This window comes from Reyranella soli (assembly GCF_007992495.1).
GTDB lineage: Bacteria > Pseudomonadota > Alphaproteobacteria > Reyranellales > Reyranellaceae > Reyranella > Reyranella soli.
In genome coordinates this window covers 58276-75261 of sequence record NZ_BKAJ01000082.1, presented here as the reverse complement: position 1 = coordinate 75261, position 16986 = coordinate 58276, and the positions used below count along the sequence as shown (strand labels likewise).

The window sequence follows — 16986 nt, the reverse complement described above, 5'->3', positions numbered from 1 at the left end:
CGGGCCAGAGGCCCGCGCTCCCGTTCAGTAAACATCGCGCTGGTACCGGCCGGCTTTGCCGAGGCCGTCGAGCCACGCCTTGGCTTCCACGTCGCTCTTGCCGCCCTGCTCGACGGCGATCTTGAGCAGCGTGTCCTCGACGTCCTTGGCCATGCGCTTGGCATCGCCGCAGACATAGAAGTGCGCGCCTTCCTCCAGCCATTGCCAGAGCTCAGCGGCGGCCTCTTGCATGCGATGCTGGACGTAGATCTTGTCCGCCTGATCACGCGAGAAAGCGAGGTCGAGGCGATGCAGCACGCCGCGGCGCTGCCAATCCATGATCTGGTCCTCGTAGAGGAAGTCGTTGGTGCGCTTCTGGTCGCCGAAGAACAGCCAGTTGCGGCCCTTCGCGCCACGCGCCTCGCGCTCCTCGAGAAAGGCGCGGAACGGCGCGATGCCGGTGCCCGGTCCGACCATGATCGCCGCCGCGCTGTCGTCGGCCGGCGGGCTGAAACCGTGGCTCTTCTGCACGAAGATCGGGATGACATCGCCCGGCTTGGCGAAGTCGGCGAGATAGCACGAGCCGATGCCCGTGCGGGTGCGGCCATCGCTGTCCCAACGCACCGCCGAGACCGTGAGATGGACCTCGCGTGGATGCGCCTTGGACGACGAGGCGATCGAGTAGAGGCGCGGCTGCAGGCGGTCGAGCGACTTCAGCAGGCCCGGCAGCGAAGGCGTCACCGAAGGGAAGGCCATCAGCAAGTCGAGCAGGTCGGCCTCGGCCAGCTCTGGCGGGCCTTCGCCGCGGGCCAGCGCCTGCAGCTTCAGCGCTTCCTCGCCGTCGAAGGCGCGGGTGGCCAGGAACTCCATGCACTCGTCGCTGGGGCGGGCGATGTCGACCTTGCTCAAAAGCACTTGGCGCAAGGGCAGCGCATCACCATCGAACGCCACCATCTCCTCGCCGGTCGCGCCGACGCGATCGAGCACGGCCTGCACGAGCTGCGGGTTCTTGCGCGCGAACACGCCCAGGCTGTCGCCCGCCTCGTAGGTGAGGTCGGTGGTCGACAGGTCGAACACGACGTGACGCACATCCTTGCCCGAACCCGGCCGGTTGAGCGGATGGGCATCGACCAGGGTGGCGAGCGCCGGCCGGTCGCGCGAGCCGACAGGCGCCGCGGTCTTCGCCACCGGTGCGGTGGCCGCGCCGGTACGCTGCGGTTCCAAGGCGGCCAGAAGCTCCTTCAGCTTGCGCTGGGTCTCCTTGCCGCCAGGCACGCAGCGACCCATGTCGGCCTCGGCGCCCGACCACACGGCCTCGGCGTAGGTCTGGCAGAGATAGCCGCACTGGCCGCAGTCGAGCTGGGCCATGGCAGCCATCAGCTGACGCTCGGGCTTGCGCTCCTTGGCGAGCTCCAGCCGCTCCGGCATCGCCAGCGCCGCATCGTGCCAGGGGAAGTCCTCGTCGGCCTCGGCCGCGGCGGCATCGCTCTGCCCCATCGCCTCGGCGGTGACGCCGAGATAGGCGGCGAAGAAGCCGTTCAGCCAGGCGCGCTGCTCGGTCGAGAACGGCGCGGTCTCGGGGATGATAGATGGAACAGATGTGATGGCATTCATGCCATGAGTTCCGCCGGTGCGCGCGCCGCGAGGTCGCGCAGCTCGGCGACCTCATGGCGACGCGCGAACTCGAAGAAGGATTCGGTCGGCGCCGCGCGATGAGCGAGCCATGCGCCGAGCAAGCGCTCGATCAGCGGCGGTAGGTCGTCGAAGGCCACCGACTTGGCATATTCGCGCGCCATTGCCTGCTCGCCAGTCGAGGCGGCGCCACCGCCGATATAGACGTGATAACCCTCGACGCTGTCCTCACCGCGATCAACCTTGGCGGCCAAAAGGCCAATGTCGCCGACATAGTGCTGGGCGCAGGAATGGTGGCAGCCGGTGAGATGGATATTGATCGGCAGGTCGACCATCACCCGTGCCTCGAGCCAGTCGGCCAGCCGCAGTGCATGTCCCTTGGTGTTCGAGGCGGCGAACTTGCAGCCGGCATTGCCGGTGCAGGCGACCAGGCCGCGGCGGATGGCGCTCGCCTCGACACCCAGGCCCAGCGCGTTGATCGCAGCGATGCAGATGCCGACATCACGATCGGCGACGTCGGAAATCAGGAGGTTCTGCCAGACCGTCAGCCGGATCGTGCCGCTGCCGAAGCGTTCGGAGATCTCGGCCAGTCCGCGCATCTGCTCGGAAGTGAGCCGGCCGACCGGCAGGACCAGGCCGAGATAGTTGCGGCCCGCCTGCTTCTGGCGATGCACGCCCATATGGCCGTGCTTGTCGGCCATCGGCCGCGGCGCGATCACCGCGCCGGCGACGCGGCGCAGCTTCTGGCCGCATTCCTTTTCGACCTCGGCCACGAAGGCGTCGCGACCCATGCGGTCGAGCACGTATTTCAGGCGCGCCTTCTGCCGGTTGGTGCGATCGCCGTGGGCCACGAAGGCGCGCACGACGGCGGCGGCCACGGTCACGCATTCCTCGGGCTTCAGCAGGATGCCGGTCTCGAAGGCGAAATCGAGATGGCCGGTGATCCCGCCAAGCTGAAGATGGAAGTAGATGCCGGGCTCGATGCCGTCAGTGACCTGGCAAGCGACGAAGCCGATGTCGTTGGTGTCCTCCAGCGTCGGCACGCGCCCACCGCCGTCGAAGGCGATGTTGAACTTGCGCGGCAGGGCATACATCTCGCGGTGATTGAGGATGTAGTGGTGCATCGCGCTGCACAGCGGCCGCGTATCGATCAGCTCCTGCGGATCGATGCCCGCGGTGGAGCTGCCGGTGACGTTGCGGATGTTGTCGGCACCCGAGCCGCGCGCTGTGAGGCCCAGTGCCTGTACCGCGTTCAGCAGGTCGACGGCCTGCGCCGCACCGATCTCGCGAATCTGCAGATTGGCCCGCGTCGTCACGTCGGCGTAGCCGCCACCATGGGCATCGGCGGCATCAGCCAGGCCGCAGAACTGCCAGGCGCTCAAAATGCCGTTGGGGATGCGCAGCCGGCACATGAAGGAGTCCTGCGCCGGCGCCACGTAGAACAACCCCTGATACTTGGTCAGGAAGACGTCCATGCCCTTGGGGAACTGGCCGGCCTTGGCGCGACCCGTGACTTCATCCATGCGATCCAGCGGATGACGCTGGCGCTTGGCGGTCTCCTCGGCGACCAGCTTGCCGCCTGCCGCGAGCGTGCGGTCCTGCGCGGCGGTCTGCAGGGCATCGAGGTTCGACGGCGCGGCGGACGCAGCACTGCGGTTCGTCAGCTTGTCGGCGGCCTTGCGGGCCTCCAGGCCGCTGACGAAACCCTGCAGCCACTGCTTCTGCTGGTCGTCGAACTCGGTCATCGCGCCCTCAGGCCGCGCGGGCCGGCACGCGATGCCGGGCGTAGAGGAATTCCAGCACAGCGGCGCGGCAGCGGGCGTACTCGGCGTCGGTGGCGAGCTCCAGCCGGCGGCGCGGCCGGGCCAGGGGAACCTTCAGGATCTCGCCGATGGTGGCCGAGGGTCCGTTGGTCATCATGACCACGCGGTCCGACAGCAGCACGGCCTCGTCGACATCGTGGGTGATCATCATCACCGTGTTGCCGAGCCGGGCATGGATCTCCATGACGCTGTCCTGCAGATGGGCGCGGGTCAGCGCGTCCAGCGCGCCGAACGGCTCGTCCATCAGCAGCACCTTGGGCTGCATGGCGAGCGCACGGGCGATGCCGACGCGCTGCTTCATGCCACCAGAGACCTCGTGCGGGCGCTTGTCCTTGGCCTGCGCCATCTGCACGAGCTCGAGATTGTGCATCACCCAGTCGTGGCGCTCGGCCTTGGTCTTGGACGAGCCGAACACCTTGTCGACGGCAATGGCGACGTTGCCGTAGACGGTGAGCCAGGGCAGCAGCGAATGGTTCTGGAAGACGATGGCGCGGTCAGGTCCCGGCTCGTCGACCACCTTGCCTTCGAGGAAGACCTCGCCTGTGGTCGAGGTCAGAAGGCCGCCCAGGATGTTGAGCAGGGTCGACTTGCCGCAACCGGAATGGCCGATCAGGGAGACGAACTCGCCCTGGCCGATGGTGAGGTTGACGTCGCGCAGCACCTCCGTCGCCATCTGGCCGCGGCGGAAGCTCATGCCGATCTGCTCGAACTTGAGGTAGCTGTTATCCATGATCCGCCTCCTATTGCGTCGCGACGCCGTGAGAGACGAAATGGCCGACGGTGGCGATCAGCTTGTCGAGCAGGAAGCCGACGATGCCGATGTAGACCAGGGCCACGATGATGTCGCTGATGCGCGAGCTGTTCCAGGCGTCCCAGATGAAGAAGCCGATGCCGACGCCGCCGATCAGCATCTCGGCCGCGACGATGGCAAGCCATGAGAGACCGACGCCGATGCGCAGACCGGTGAAGATATAGGGCACGGTCGCGGGCAGCGTGATCTTGTAGAAGACCTCCCACCACGACAGCCGGATCACCGCGGCGACGTTGCGATAGTCCTGCGGGATGTTCCTGACGCCCACCGAGGTGTTGATGATGATCGGCCAGATCGAGGTGATGAAGATCACGAACAGGGCCGAGGGATGCGAATCGCGGAAGCCCGCCAGCGACAGCGGCAGCCAGGCAAGCGGCGGCACTGTGCGCAGGACCTGGAAGATCGGATCCAGCCCGCGCATTGCCCAGGTGCTCTGGCCGATCAGCACGCCCAACGCGATGCCGACGACAGCCGCGAAGCTGAAGCCGATGGCGACGCGCCCCAGGCTCTTGGAGATCTGCCAGAAGGCGCCCTTGTCGACGCCGCCATTGTCGTAGAACGGGTCGACGATGAAGTCCCAGGCGTCGGCCACCACTTTGGTTGGCGGCGGCAGCCGCGCGCCCGGCTCGGAACACAGGAGCTGCCAGACGAACAGCGTGATCGCGAGCACGATCAACGGCGGCAGCACCACGCTCACAGTGTGTCGCGCCATCTCGGTGACCCGCTCCAGCACCGGCCGCATCGGCGGCTGGAAGGTGACGATCTCGGCCGAACGTACCGGTACATCCGGCACCGGCATGTCGGCCGTGTCGGCGATCGCCGTTGCCTTGCTTGCAGCCGCCATCACGCCACCTTCTTGATCTGGAGGGAGGCGAGATAGGCCTTGGGATCCTCAGGATCGAAGACCTTGCCGTCGAAGAAGGTCTCCTTGCCGCGCGACGTGCTCTTGGGAATGTCGGCCGCGGCAGCGCTGATGTTCTTGGCCGCCTCGCGCCACAGATCCTCGCGGTTGACCTTGCCGATGATGGCCTTGGTGTCGAGGTCCATGGGCAGCTTGCCCCAGCGCTGGTTCTCGGTGAGGAACCACAGCTCATGGCTCTGGAACGGATAGGACGCACCGCGCGCCCAGAAGGTCATGAGCTGGTTGGAGCCCTTCACCTTGCGGCCGTCGCCGTAATCGATGTCGCCCTTGATGCGGTCGACGATGTCGGTTGGCGGCACGTTGAACCACTGGCGCTTGCCAATGATCTGGGCGAGCTCGTCCTTGTTCTCCATCTTGTCGCACCACTGCTGGGCCTCCATGACGGCCATCAGCACGGCCATCGCCGCCTTGGGGTTCTTGTCGACCCAGTCGGCGCGCATGCCGAGCGACTTCTCGGGATGATCCTTCCAGATCTCACCGGTCATGCAGGCGGTGTAGCCGATGTCCTGATGCACCAGCTGGTCGCCCCACGGCTCGCCCACGCAGAAGGCGTCCATGTTGCCGACCTTCATGTTGGCCACCATCTGCGGCGGCGGCACGACGATCGTGGAGATGTCCTTGTCGGGATCGATGCCGCCCGCGGCCAGCCAGTAGCGGATCCACATGTCGTGGGTGCCGCCGGGGAAGGTCATGGCGGCCTTGATCTCCTTGCCGGACGCCTTCTTCTTGGCGAGCGGCTCCTTGAAGGCCTTGGCGTCGACGGTGATGCCGAGGCCCTTGAACTCCTTGGCGACCGAGATCGCCTGGCAGTCGTAGTTGAGCCGGCACAGGATATACATCGGCACCGGCTTGTTCTCCGGCGTCGTCGTGCCAAGCGAGATCTGGTACGGCTTGGGTGTCAGGATGTGCGCGCCGTCGATGCCGCCGGCGCCCGAGCCCAGCACGATGTTGTCGCGCGTGGTGCCCCATGAGGCCTGCTTGGCGACGTTGGCATCGGTGATGCCGTACTTATCGAAGATCTTCTTTTCCTTGGCGATGATCAGCGGCGAGGAATCGGTGAGCGCGATGAAGCCCAACGTGACCTTGTTGGTCTCAGGCCCCGCGGCTTGCGCGAAGGCGCCCGACGGGAAGGCCGTTCGCACCGCGCCCATCAAGGCGGCAGTGGCGGTGGCACCCTTCAGGATGCTGCGTCGTCCAAACTTGGTGCTGCTCATACTCGTCTCCTGAAAGAAGAAGCCTCGGAAGTCTGTTGTGCCGTTGGAAGCGGTTCACCGTGGCCACCCGGCGGCAGGCGGTCGGCCTCGGGACAATCGACGCCCATCTCGCGCGCCGCGGCGCGATAGATGTCGGTGCGATAGACGCGGTCGGCGACCGCCTTGATGTCGGTGTCGGCCGGTGCCTGCTTCCAGCGCACCATCTGCGCCAGGAACCAGTCGGCATGGCTGCGCCACGGGAAGTTGGCGGCATCGCGCTGAAAGACGTGGAAGCCCGGCAGGTCGAGCGTGCGCGCCATGATCTCGGCCGGCGTGTTGAGATAGCGCGGGCTCGACAGGATGCGCGCGGCCTCGGGCCGGTTGGCGGGCTCGTCGAGCCACAGGCAGGCTTCGATCAGTGCTTTGATCAGGGCGCGCAGCGTGTTCGGGTTGTTGGCGGCCCACGATTCGGTGCAGCCCAGCACCTTCTCCGGCATGCCGCGCCAGATGTCGGGACCGGTGATGGCGATGCGGCCGATACCCAGCGCCTCGGATTGCTGGTTCCACGGCTCGCCGACGCAGTAGCCATCGATCGCGCCGCCCGAGAGATAGGCGACAGTGTGAGGCGGCGGCACCACGGCCATGCGCACGTCGCGATCGGGATCGACGCCGGCCGACGACAGCCACAGCCGCGTCATGTAGTTCTGCGGCGAGTAGGGAAACACCGAGGCCAGCACCAGCGGCTTGGCGCCGGTCGCGGCGCGCCTGGCCACGACCGCGGCAATGGCGCGGGCATCGAGCGGCCGCCCGGCCTTCACCAGTTCGGGCGCGGCCTCCTCCATCTCGCGCCACAGGCTGGTGGAGAGGGTGAGCGCGTTGCCGTTGACCTGCAGGGTCATGGCGTTGATCACCGGCACGCTGACACTGTCGATGCCGAGGGTCAGCGCCAGCGGCAGGGGGGCAAGGATGTGCGAGGCATCGAGCTTGCTCAACGCCAGCTTGTCGCGGACGTTGGCCCACGAGACCTCGCGGCGGATCTCGACCTCGAGTCCCTGGCGCTCGTAGGCGCCGAGCTCCTCGGCCAGCACGATCGGCGCGCAGTCGATGATCGGGATGAACCCGACTTTGATCTTTGGTCGCTCCAGATCGGCCATCCCGTACGCACTCCACAAACGAAAACGGCGTCCCGCCCGGCCGGCAGAATGCCGACCGTTCAGGACGCCGTTGTCCAAGCGACGGACCGTCTTTGGCCCGCCTTAACTCATAAGGAGCCCGCCATTGGGCTCACGCCGATATAAGGAGCAGCAAACATGCCAAGTCGTTAAGTATTTGAAATACAACGACTTATGGGGATTCGTCTGTAAAATTGGCGGCTGCTGGACAGGCACAAACTTGATGCTCGCATGTGCAGCATGATCGATCCACAGGCACGCCTAAGATTTAAGCACCTTGGCGTAGGTCACCATTTCCCGGGCGACTTCGCCGATCCGCTTGTTCTGGTCCATGGCCAGCTTGCGCAGGAGCTTGTAGGCGGCGTCCTCGCTGAGGCCCTTCTGCTCCATCAGGAGACCCTTGGCGCGCTCGACAGTCTTGCGCTCGACCAGGGACAGGCGCGCGCGATCGAGCTCCTCGCGCATGGCGTGGTAGCGATTGAAGTGGGCGACGGCGACGTCGACCACGGGGCGCACGCGATCCCGCGCCAGGCCCTTCACGACATAGGCCGATACGCCCGCTTCCATCGCGGCGGCAATGGTCGCGGGATCGGAGCGGTCGACAAACAGCGCGATCGGCCGCGGCATGAGATCGGTCGTGCGCCGCATGTCCTCGATCGTGTCGCGGCTGGGGCTGTCGATGCTGACGACGACGACATCGGGCTCGAGCTCGCGCACACGACCGATCAGATCCTGCGTGCCTTCGAGCCGAGCCAGCAGGCGATAGCCCGCAGCGGCAAGACCCGCCTCCACGATTTCGGCGCGGGTCGGATTGTCGTCGATCAGCAGGACGGATAGGGGCTTGGTCACGGATGCGGCTCTGCAGCGCTTGGGCGCAACAACCGTGCCATCCGGTCAAGGCGTTGTTTCTATTGCCTTTCCGTCTTCCCAGCGGCCCGATTGGACCTTGCCGTCGGCACTTGTGACCTGCCCGTAGCCGCTGCGCTTGCCGCCGCGGAAGCCACCGGCGTAACGCTGGTCGCCCACGGTCTCGACACCGGGTCCTTCCAGCAGGTTGGCGCGGAACTCTCCCGACTGCACCGTGGCAGGCTCGCCGAGCGTGCGGCGCACGCCGAGACCTTCGAGCCGGCCCGAGATGAAGTTGCCTTCGGCGCGCTCGGCGCCCGGCTTCTCTCGCGTGCCAAGGCCGGTCGGCTGCCCGTCGTGCCACTGACCGGCATAGCGCGTGTCATCCTCGAAGCGCACGGTGCCGAGGCCGTTCAGGCGACCATCCTGGAAGTCGCCGGCTTGGCGTTCGCCATTGCCGAGCTCGGCGACGCCGAGGCCCTGGCGCTTGCCGTCGCTCACCTGGCCGACATAGCTTACGCCATCGCTGGTCAGTCGCTCGGCGTTCTGCAGATCCGGCCGCCCCGCGCGCGCCGCGACGATGCGCGCTTCGCCACCCATGGCGCGTGCCGCTCGTGCCGCTTCGTCGGCCCGTTCTTGCACCGCCTGCGCCGACACTGCCGCACGCGTGGCCTGATCGATCAAGGCTTGCTTGGACGCGTCCGGCGCCAGCGCGGGCGTCGGAGCAGGTCGCACCACCGGCGGCGTTGGTGTGGCCTGCGGCGGCTTCGGCTGCGGCGTCGCCGCAGGCGCGGGTGTAGGTGCAGGCGCGGCCGTGGGGGCAGGCGCAGGCGTTGGTGACGGTGCTGGCTGCGCAACCTGCACCGGCGTCGGCGTCCCCGAGAGCAGGGCATGCAACTCGGATCTGTAACGCCATTCCAAGGCCGCTCCAGCCAGGAAGACCAGCAGGATGACGATCCAAAGCGTCATGCGCCGGCGGCGCGGCTGCGCCGGTACCGATTCCTCCGATGGATCGACCTCGCGCCTGGCGCCTCCGAGTCGCGGTGCGGCGCCTGCCGAGCCCAGCCGTTGTGTCGGCGCATCGGCGACGCGTGCGATCGACAGGCCGAACAAGGCCGCCCATTCCTCGACGGACTGCGGCCGGTCAGCCGGCGCGAAGGCCAGCGCGCGATCGATGGCACCGAGGAAAACCGGGTCAAAACGATCGGCATGTGTCGTCGCCAACGGGCGATAGGGATCGGTGCCGACGCGCGCGGCGGCGTCGGGCGGCGGTTGTCCCGTAATGGCGTGGTGGAGCACGGCGGCGGCCGAGTAGATGTCGCTCCACGGGCCCTGCTTGCTGTCCAAGGCGTACTGCTCGATCGGTGCGTATTGCGGTGTCAGCACGCCGGTCAGCGTGCGCGAGCGCTCGCCCATCGCCTGGCGCGCCGCACCGAAATCGATCAGCACGGGAACGCCGTCGCGGCGGATCATGATGTTGGACGGCTTGATGTCGCGATGCAGGAAGCCCTGGGCATGCACGGCACTCAGCCCGCCGACCAGCCCGTCGGCCAGACGCCGCACGTCGTCGGGTGGCAGGCGACCCGCCGGCTGGCGCAGCAGCTCGCCCACGCTCTTGCCGTCCTCGAACTCCATGACGGTGTAGGCCGTGCCGTTGGCCTCGAAATAGCGCAGCACCGGCACGATGTGCGGATGGCGAAAGCGGGCGAGCGCCCTCGCCTCGTCGAGGAAACGCTCGCGGCCCCAGGCGAAATCGTCGGCGAAGCGCGTGCCGCGCGGCACCACGTTGCCGTCGCCGCCGCGCACGGCGAACTCGATCGGCAGGTACTCCTTGATGGCGACGAACTTGGCGAGCTGGGTGTCGAAGGCGCGATAGGTGATGCCGAAGCCGCCATGACCGATCACGGCATCGAGCCGATAGTCGCCGAGCCGTGTGCCGGGCGTCAGGGCTTGGACGTTATCGGAGGACATCAATCAACGGGATATGACACGCGCACCTCGTTCTAGATGCGCGTTCCCGGGCGGGCGCACAAGCGCCCAGCGCGTTACTGGATGCCGGCCGTCGTGGTGGTGGTGGCGCTGCCATTTATGCGGTTGAGACCGCTATCACTGAATTGCGGCAGCAATTGCAAGATCATGACGAACACGCACAGGCCGATGGCCGTCAGCATGGTTGCAGGTCGGGTGCGCAGAACAGGTGTCGGGTCCTTTACCCGGCGGTCGTCCGACATCGCGGACCTCCACAAATTGCTTCTTCAAAACCACGGCCAGCGGCCCCGAATATTAGGCCAAGCCGTGCGAACCATAAAACACGGGGCGATGGCATTCAATAAAAATGTATCAAACACAACAACTTAGGACACGAAGTGACAGTTTCACTGCAACACACAATAGATCGCGGTCCAAACCGTCAGCATCCACCTCTTATTGTCCGGGGTGCCGCTTCCAATATCTGTCGCGCCATAGCCGCACAGGCAGAGTAGGATCGCTTATGATGAATGCGACGCCACGTCTCGACAACGCGCGTACCCTGGTGCTGACCGGCGCAAGCCGCGGCATCGGCCATGCCACGGTAAAGAAATTCAGCGCCGGCGGCTGGCGGGTGATCACCGTATCGCGCCAGCCGTTCAGCGTGCTCTGCCCGTGGCCGGGCGGCGAGAAGAACCATGTGCAGATCGACCTTGCCGATCCCGACGATGTCGGCCGTGGCATCGAGGAGATCCGCGACCGGTTGGGTGGCGGGCGGCTCGATGCGCTGGTGAACAATGCCGCCATCTCGCCCAAGGACGAGACGGGCGGCCGGTTCGGCGCCATCGACACCCCATTCGACCTGTGGCGCCAGGTGTTCAACGTCAACTTCTTCGCACCGGTGGCGCTGGCGCGCGGCCTCATGAAAGAGCTGTCGGAAGCGCGCGGCTGCGTGGTCAACGTCACGTCGATCGCCGGCAGCCGCGTGCATCCCTTTGCCGGCTCCGCCTATGCCACGTCGAAGGCGGCGCTGGCGGCGCTGACGCGCGAGATGGCGCATGACTTCGGCCCACGCGGCATTCGCGTCAATGCGATCGCGCCCGGCGAGATCGACACGTCGATCCTGTCGCCCGGCACCGAGAAGATCGTCGAGGAGCAGATCCCGATGCGCCGTCTGGGCACGCCTGACGAAGTGGCTGATGTGATCCACTTCCTGTGCGAGAAGGGCGCGAGCTATGTCAGCGGCGCCGAGATCCAGATCAACGGCGGCCAGCACGTGTAGGAGCAGCCAATGGACACGATTACCAGCATCAAGGGCGAGACCGGCCGCGACGCGCGCCGCCGCATCCGCGCCGGCGGCTTCCGCAAGCCGACCGCGGGCATGGCGCCGGGCTATGTGCAGGGCAATCTCGCGATCCTGCCGAAGGAATTCGCGGCCGACTTCACGCGCTTCTGCATGCTCAATCCGAAACCCTGCCCCTTGCTGGGCCAGTCCGAGCCGGGCGACTGGCGCCTGCCGATGCTGGGCGAGGACCTCGACATCCGCACCGACATCCCGCGCTATCGCGTGTGGAAGAAGGGCGAGTTGATCGAGGAGGTCGATGACCTCAAGAAGGTGTGGCGCGACGATCTGGTGTCGTTCGTGCTGGGCTGCTCCTTCTCCTTCGAGGAGACGCTGATCGACAACGGCCTCGAGATCCGCCACCAGAGCTGCGACGTGAACGTGCCGATGTACCGGACCAACATCGAGTGCACGCCGGCCGGCCCGTTCCATGGGCCGATGGTGGTATCGATGCGGCCGTTCAAGCCGGCCGACGCGATCCGCGCCGTGCAGGTGACGACGCGCTTCCCCTCGGTGCACGGCGCACCCGTGCATCTCGGCAAGCCCGAGATGATCGGCATCAAGGACATCGCCAAGCCCGACTACGGCGACGCCGTACCGGTGCGAGACGACGAGCTGCCGGTATTCTGGGCCTGCGGCGTCACCCCGCAGTCGGTTGTGGCGACGGTGAAGCCCGAGTTCTGCATCACCCACGCGCCGGGCTACATGCTGGTGACCGACCTGTTGAATTCGCAGCTCGCCGTCCTCTGATGGCGCGCGTCGAGCTCGACGGCCGAGCTTACGACATCGATGACCTGGTAATCGCCGGCTGGACCGGCCGCGATGTCGCGGCCCTGGAACATCACATCGAGGAGCTGAAGGCGATCGGCGTGCAGCCGCCCTCCAAGGTGCCGCTGTACTACCGCGTCGCCGCGAGCCTGCTGACCCAGGCCGATTCCATCCAGGTCGTGGGCGACGACACGTCGGGCGAGGCCGAGCCGGTGCTGATCGGCACGGCCGATCGGCTGTGGGTCACGATCGGCGCCGACCATACCGACCGCAAGCTCGAGACCTACGGCGTCGTGCAGTCCAAGCAGGTCTGCGCCAAGGTGATCGGCCGCTCGGCCTGGCGCTTCGAGGATGTCGAGCCGCATTGGGACGAATTGATCCTGCGCAGCTTCATCGAGGAAGGCGGCAAGAAGGTCCCCTACCAGGAAGGGCTTTTGGCCAAGATGCGCCTGCCGCGCGACCTGATCGCCGGCTGGAACAACGGCAACAAGCGGCTACCGGCGGGCGTGGCGATGTTCTGCGGCACCCTGCCGGCGATCGGCGGCATCCGGTCCTCGTCGCGCTTCGACATGGAGATCGACGATCCGGTGCTGGGCCGCAAGCTCGAGCACAGCTACATCGTGCGGGCGTTACCCATCATCTCTTGAGTGGGCGTCTCCTGAGAGACGAAGTCGACGACCGCGCGCACGACGATGGGATCGGCCAGCAGGCGATTGTGTCCCAGGCCGCGCGTCACCATGAGCTCGGCGCCGGGCAGCACGTGAGCGGTCCTGGCCGATTCGAGGATCGGGACCTGCCGGTCGTTCTGATCGTGCACCAGGAGCAGCGGCAGGTCGACCTTGCCGGCGATGCGCGTGACGTCGAAGTCGGCAGCCGGCCGGCCGACATGGTTTTCGACGGAGGCGATGAACGCCTTGCGGCCGCGCTCGGAGAGGCCGACGGCCGAGGCGAAGCGATTGAGCTCGCGCTTCAGCGATGACGGCGCAGAGATCAGCGCCACGCGATTGGCGCCGCCGGTGTGGGCGACGGAGTAGAGGCTCATCGCCGCGCCCAACGAATGGCCGATCACGGCATGAACCGGCGACAGCCGCGCCAGCGTGCGTTCGATGGCGGCGATGAACTTCACGGCCGTCAGGTCGTCACCAGCCGATTCGCCGTGCGCCGGCACGTCGAGCGCGACCGCCGCGAAGCCGCGCTCGACCAGCGCCTCGACGAAGGCGGCGAACTGCGCGCGATTGCCCTCGAAGCCGTGCACCAGCAGCACGACCGGGCCCTGGCCCCAGCGCCAGGCGACAAGGCCATCGCCGAGGTCGATGCGCTGGTCGGCGCTCGGCAGCGACAGGACCGGCGGCGGCCGCACGTGGCGGCGCGGCGTCAACATCATGCGGCGGAAGAACGGCGCCACCAGCGACGGCGCGACGTGGCTGGCGGCGGCAAGAGCGGCGATCGGCAGGGGAAGAGCGGCCATGGCCCGGAACTCCAATTAGGTGCAGCTGCACATAACTGGGCCGCGGCGACACCGCGCTCAAACGAAGAAGTCTGCGCGTTGACGTAACTTTTCTTCATGCGCATGGCTTCCCTGCAGGTCGGACCTTGCTCCCCTACGGCCGGTAAACGTACGTTCAGGCGCTCAGGAGGAGTGGGGTGGGAGGAGCGGGTTCATGATCAAAGGCGCGTACGACGGCATCACCGTGCTCGACTTCACGCAGGGCGTGGCCGGACCGCATGCCACGATGCTGCTGGCCTTGCACGGCGCGGACGTCATCAAGATCGAGCCGCCCGAGGGCGACTGGGGCCGCGCGCTGGGCGAGATCAAGGGCGATCACTGCGCCCACTCCGTCGCCTTCAACCGCGGCAAGCGCTCGATCGCGCTCGACCTCAAGTCGGCCGACGGCAAGGCCGTGGTGAACAAGGTGATGGCCAAGGCCAACGTCGTCATCGAGAGCTTCAGGCCAGGCGTCATCTCGCGCCTCGGCTTCGGTTACGAGGATGCCAAGAAGGTCAATCCCAAGGTCGTCTACTGCTCGGTGTCGGGCTTCGGCCAGACGGGGCCTTACAGCAAGCGGCCGACCGTCGACGGGCTGATCCAGGCCTTCAGCGGCATGATGGTGATGAACCGTCTGCCCGACGGCACGCCGTGGCGGCAGGGCATGATCGCGGTCGACGTCACGACCGGCCTCTACACCTTCCAGGCGCTGGCGCCGGCACTGATGCGCCAGTTGCGCTTCGGCGAAGGCAGCTACATCGATTCCAGCCTGATGAAGGCGGCGGCCGCCTACCAGGGCGCCAAGCTGATGGAATGGGTGTTCTCCAACGGCACGCCGCCGCCGCTCTACATGCCGGCCGGCAGCTACAAGACGGCCAACGGCTACATCATGGTGAGCGCCATGCGGCCACACCATTTCAAGGCATTGTTCGAGCTGATCGGCCGCAACGACATCGCCAACGATCCCGAGCTGCAGGGCCACGAGGCGCGCATCAGGAATGCGCCGCGCATCATCAAGGCGCTGCAGGAGACCATGCCGTCCAAGACCACCGAGGAATGGATCGCGCTGCTGCAGCCCAAGGAAGTGTTCTGCGAGCGCGTCAACAACTACACCGACTACCTCGACCATCCGCACGTCAAGGAATCGGGCGCGATCGACTGGATCGAGCAGGACGGCTTCGGCCGCATGCCGGTCGCCAACATCCCGGGCCTGCCGCCGGCCTCGCAGCACGAGGCCCAGCAGCACGCTCCGCACACCGGCGAGAACGGTGCGGATATCCTGAAGGAGCTGGGCTACAGCGCCAACGAGATCGACGCTATCTTCGCGCGCGGCGGCGTGCAAGCACCGACGATTCTGGCGAAGGCGGCGGATTAGCTGGGGGCGCGCCACTCCAGTGGCGCGTTCATCCTGGGATCGACAACGACGCGCGACTGGAGTCGCGCGCGCCCAGCGGACTACGTCACCTGAAATCCATGCGCGAAGGGATCGCGGTCGTCGACGAAGATGGTGTTGATGCCGTGCTGGCGCGCCCAGCCCGCGATCGAGGGCACGATGGCGTCGTGGTTGCCGACGCGCGCGGCGCCTTCCACCCGGCCGTCGAACAATGAGCCGATGATGCTCTCATGCACGAAGTCGTCACCTTCCTTGAGCTCGCCGCGGGCGGCGAGCTGGGCCATGCGCGCCGAGGTGCCGGTACCGCAGGGGGAACGGTCGATCGCCTTGTCACCGTAGAACACGGCGTTACGGGCATGGGCACGCGGATCGCGCGGCTTGCCGGTCCACATGACGTGGCTCACGCCCTTGATGGTCGGGTTCTCCGGATGCACCGGATGGATCTTGTCGTTGAGCAGCCGGCGCACGATCGGCGACAGGCGCAGCACGTCCCCCGCCGACATCGACTCAAGACCCGCAAAGTTCTTCTGCGGCTCGAGAATCGCATAGAAGTTGCCGCCGTAGGAGATGTCGAACACCAGCTCGCCCATGCCGGGGACGTCGACCGCGATCTCGCTCGCGGCGAGGTAGGAGGCGACGTTGGTGATGCGCACGCTCTCGACGAACCGGCCTTTCTGCTCGTAGCGCGCGACGACACGGCCGGCCGGAGCGTCGATGTTGAGGGTGCCGGGGCTTGCTGGCGCCACCAGGCCGTTTTCGACAGCCATGGTCACGGTACCGATGGTGCCGTGGCCGCACATTGGCAGGCAGCCGCTCACCTCGATGAAAAGGATGCCGACGTCGCAGTCGGCGCGGGTCGGCGGATAGAGCATCGAGCCTGACATCACGTCGTGCCCGCGCGGCTCGAACATCAGCGCCTTGCGGATCCAGTCATGGTTGGCGAGGAAATCGAGCCGCCGCTCGCTCATGGTGGTGCCCTTGAGCAGGGGCGCGCCGCCCGACACCAGGCGCACGGGATTGCCGCAGGTGTGGCCGTCGAGGCAGGAGAAGGTATGGACCGACATGTTCAGTGCATTGTAACGAAGCGATCGACCTCGCGCTTGTTCTGCAGGCGCACCACTCGCTTTTCCTTGGCAAGCGGCATGCATTCGTTGGCGTAGCGCTCGCGATTGCGGCGATGGGTCTTGAGCGCCCACAAAAGGATCGACTGACGACTCAGGAAGGCATTGCGGAAGCTTTCGCGGTTGCCGGTGCCCCAGAGCTCGGTCTTGGCCGCCGCCCGCTGCACCGTCCGGCGCACCAGGCGCCACATCACCAGGGGCAGCGGCAGATCGAGCCAGATCACGGTATCGGCATTCGGCCAGACGAGGTCGCGCACCTGGCCGTAGTTGCCGACCACGATCCAGCCGTCGCCCCTGGTTTCGCGCTCCACCCTGTGACGGAACAGCTCGAGCGGCACCGGCTGCCAGTCCCTGCCCCAGAACAACGCATCGAGCTCGATCACGCGCAGGCCAGTCTGCGCCGCCAGCCGCTCGGCCAGCGTGCTCTTGCCCGATCCGGTGGTGCCGATGACGACGACGCGCCGCACGAAAACCCCCTCCAACCGCGCAAACTGTAGCGCCAAACTGGCCGCCATCGTAGGGTGCGCAGC

The 16986-nt window shown here is 66.7% G+C and carries 16 protein-coding genes; 4 read left to right on the top strand and 12 right to left on the bottom strand.

Translation table 11 applies throughout. The annotated features are described in order from the left end of the window. Positions 1-24: 24 nt before the first annotated feature. The 9 genes from RSO01_RS23710 to RSO01_RS23670 form a co-directional block, all read right to left on the bottom strand. Positions 25-1593: a sulfite reductase subunit alpha gene (locus RSO01_RS23710; protein ID WP_147152016.1), complete on the bottom strand. Its 1569-nt coding sequence runs from the start codon at positions 1591-1593 to the stop codon at positions 25-27. Beyond that, on the bottom strand, positions 1590-3356 hold the full coding sequence (locus RSO01_RS23705; RefSeq protein WP_147152014.1) for a NirA family protein: 1767 nt from the start codon (positions 3354-3356) through the stop codon (positions 1590-1592). Before RSO01_RS23705 ends, RSO01_RS23710 begins: the two co-directional genes overlap by 4 nt. A gap of 7 nt (positions 3357-3363) precedes the next feature. Further along, positions 3364-4164 carry an ABC transporter ATP-binding protein gene (locus tag RSO01_RS23700; RefSeq protein ID WP_147152012.1) on the bottom strand — a complete coding sequence of 267 codons (801 nt, stop codon included), beginning with the start codon at positions 4162-4164 and terminating at the stop codon, positions 3364-3366. Positions 4165-4174: 10 nt separating this feature from the next. Beyond that, positions 4175-4987 carry a nitrate ABC transporter permease gene (gene ntrB / locus RSO01_RS23695; protein ID WP_147152024.1) on the bottom strand — a complete coding sequence of 271 codons (813 nt, stop codon included), beginning with the start codon at positions 4985-4987 and terminating at the stop codon, positions 4175-4177. Between the two features lie 101 nt (positions 4988-5088). Further along, positions 5089-6381: a CmpA/NrtA family ABC transporter substrate-binding protein gene (locus tag RSO01_RS23690; RefSeq protein WP_147152010.1), complete on the bottom strand. Its 1293-nt coding sequence runs from the start codon at positions 6379-6381 to the stop codon at positions 5089-5091. Continuing rightward, positions 6378-7514 carry a CmpA/NrtA family ABC transporter substrate-binding protein gene (locus RSO01_RS23685; RefSeq protein ID WP_147152008.1) on the bottom strand — a complete coding sequence of 379 codons (1137 nt, stop codon included), beginning with the start codon at positions 7512-7514 and terminating at the stop codon, positions 6378-6380. Before RSO01_RS23685 ends, RSO01_RS23690 begins: the two co-directional genes overlap by 4 nt. Positions 7515-7793: 279 nt before the next feature. After that, positions 7794-8381, bottom strand: coding sequence for an ANTAR domain-containing response regulator (locus RSO01_RS23680; RefSeq protein WP_147152006.1), 588 nt, complete (start codon positions 8379-8381; stop codon positions 7794-7796). A 45-nt stretch (positions 8382-8426) separates the two neighbouring features. Next, on the bottom strand, positions 8427-10349 hold the full coding sequence (locus RSO01_RS23675) for a protein kinase domain-containing protein (RefSeq protein ID WP_147152004.1): 1923 nt from the start codon (positions 10347-10349) through the stop codon (positions 8427-8429). 74 nt (positions 10350-10423) lie between these two features. After that, a complete protein-coding gene (locus tag RSO01_RS23670; protein WP_147152002.1) occupies positions 10424-10609 on the bottom strand; it encodes a hypothetical protein in 186 nt (61 codons plus the stop codon). A gap of 260 nt (positions 10610-10869) precedes the next feature. On the opposite strand from RSO01_RS23670, the gene RSO01_RS23665 reads away from it, so the two are divergent. The 3 genes from RSO01_RS23665 to RSO01_RS23655 are packed head-to-tail and all read left to right on the top strand — an operon-like array spanning position 10870 to position 13103. Next, positions 10870-11628: an SDR family NAD(P)-dependent oxidoreductase gene (locus tag RSO01_RS23665; protein WP_147152000.1), complete on the top strand. Its 759-nt coding sequence runs from the start codon at positions 10870-10872 to the stop codon at positions 11626-11628. A 9-nt stretch (positions 11629-11637) separates the two neighbouring features. Further along, a complete protein-coding gene (locus RSO01_RS23660; protein WP_147151998.1) occupies positions 11638-12438 on the top strand; it encodes a putative hydro-lyase in 801 nt (266 codons plus the stop codon). Next, positions 12438-13103: a DUF2848 domain-containing protein gene (locus RSO01_RS23655; RefSeq protein WP_147151996.1), complete on the top strand. Its 666-nt coding sequence runs from the start codon at positions 12438-12440 to the stop codon at positions 13101-13103. The genes RSO01_RS23660 and RSO01_RS23655 overlap by 1 nt, the downstream gene beginning before the upstream one ends. Here the strand turns inward: RSO01_RS23655 and RSO01_RS23650 are convergent. Next, positions 13070-13924 (bottom strand): alpha/beta hydrolase, encoded by an 855-nt coding sequence (locus tag RSO01_RS23650; RefSeq protein ID WP_147151994.1) that lies wholly within the window; start codon positions 13922-13924, stop codon positions 13070-13072. The genes RSO01_RS23655 and RSO01_RS23650 overlap by 34 nt on opposite strands. A gap of 193 nt (positions 13925-14117) precedes the next feature. Between RSO01_RS23650 and RSO01_RS23645 the strand changes: the two genes are divergently transcribed. Next, positions 14118-15317 carry a CaiB/BaiF CoA transferase family protein gene (locus RSO01_RS23645; RefSeq protein ID WP_147151992.1) on the top strand — a complete coding sequence of 400 codons (1200 nt, stop codon included), beginning with the start codon at positions 14118-14120 and terminating at the stop codon, positions 15315-15317. Between the two features lie 80 nt (positions 15318-15397). On the opposite strand, the gene RSO01_RS23640 is transcribed toward RSO01_RS23645, so the two are convergent. Both RSO01_RS23640 and RSO01_RS23635 read right to left on the bottom strand, forming a co-directional pair. After that, positions 15398-16399, bottom strand: a complete 1002-nt coding sequence (locus RSO01_RS23640) for a 4-hydroxyproline epimerase (protein WP_147151990.1) — start codon at positions 16397-16399, stop codon at positions 15398-15400. A gap of 2 nt (positions 16400-16401) precedes the next feature. Continuing rightward, on the bottom strand, positions 16402-16923 hold the full coding sequence (locus RSO01_RS23635) for a P-loop NTPase family protein (protein WP_147151988.1): 522 nt from the start codon (positions 16921-16923) through the stop codon (positions 16402-16404). Positions 16924-16986 lie beyond the last annotated feature (63 nt).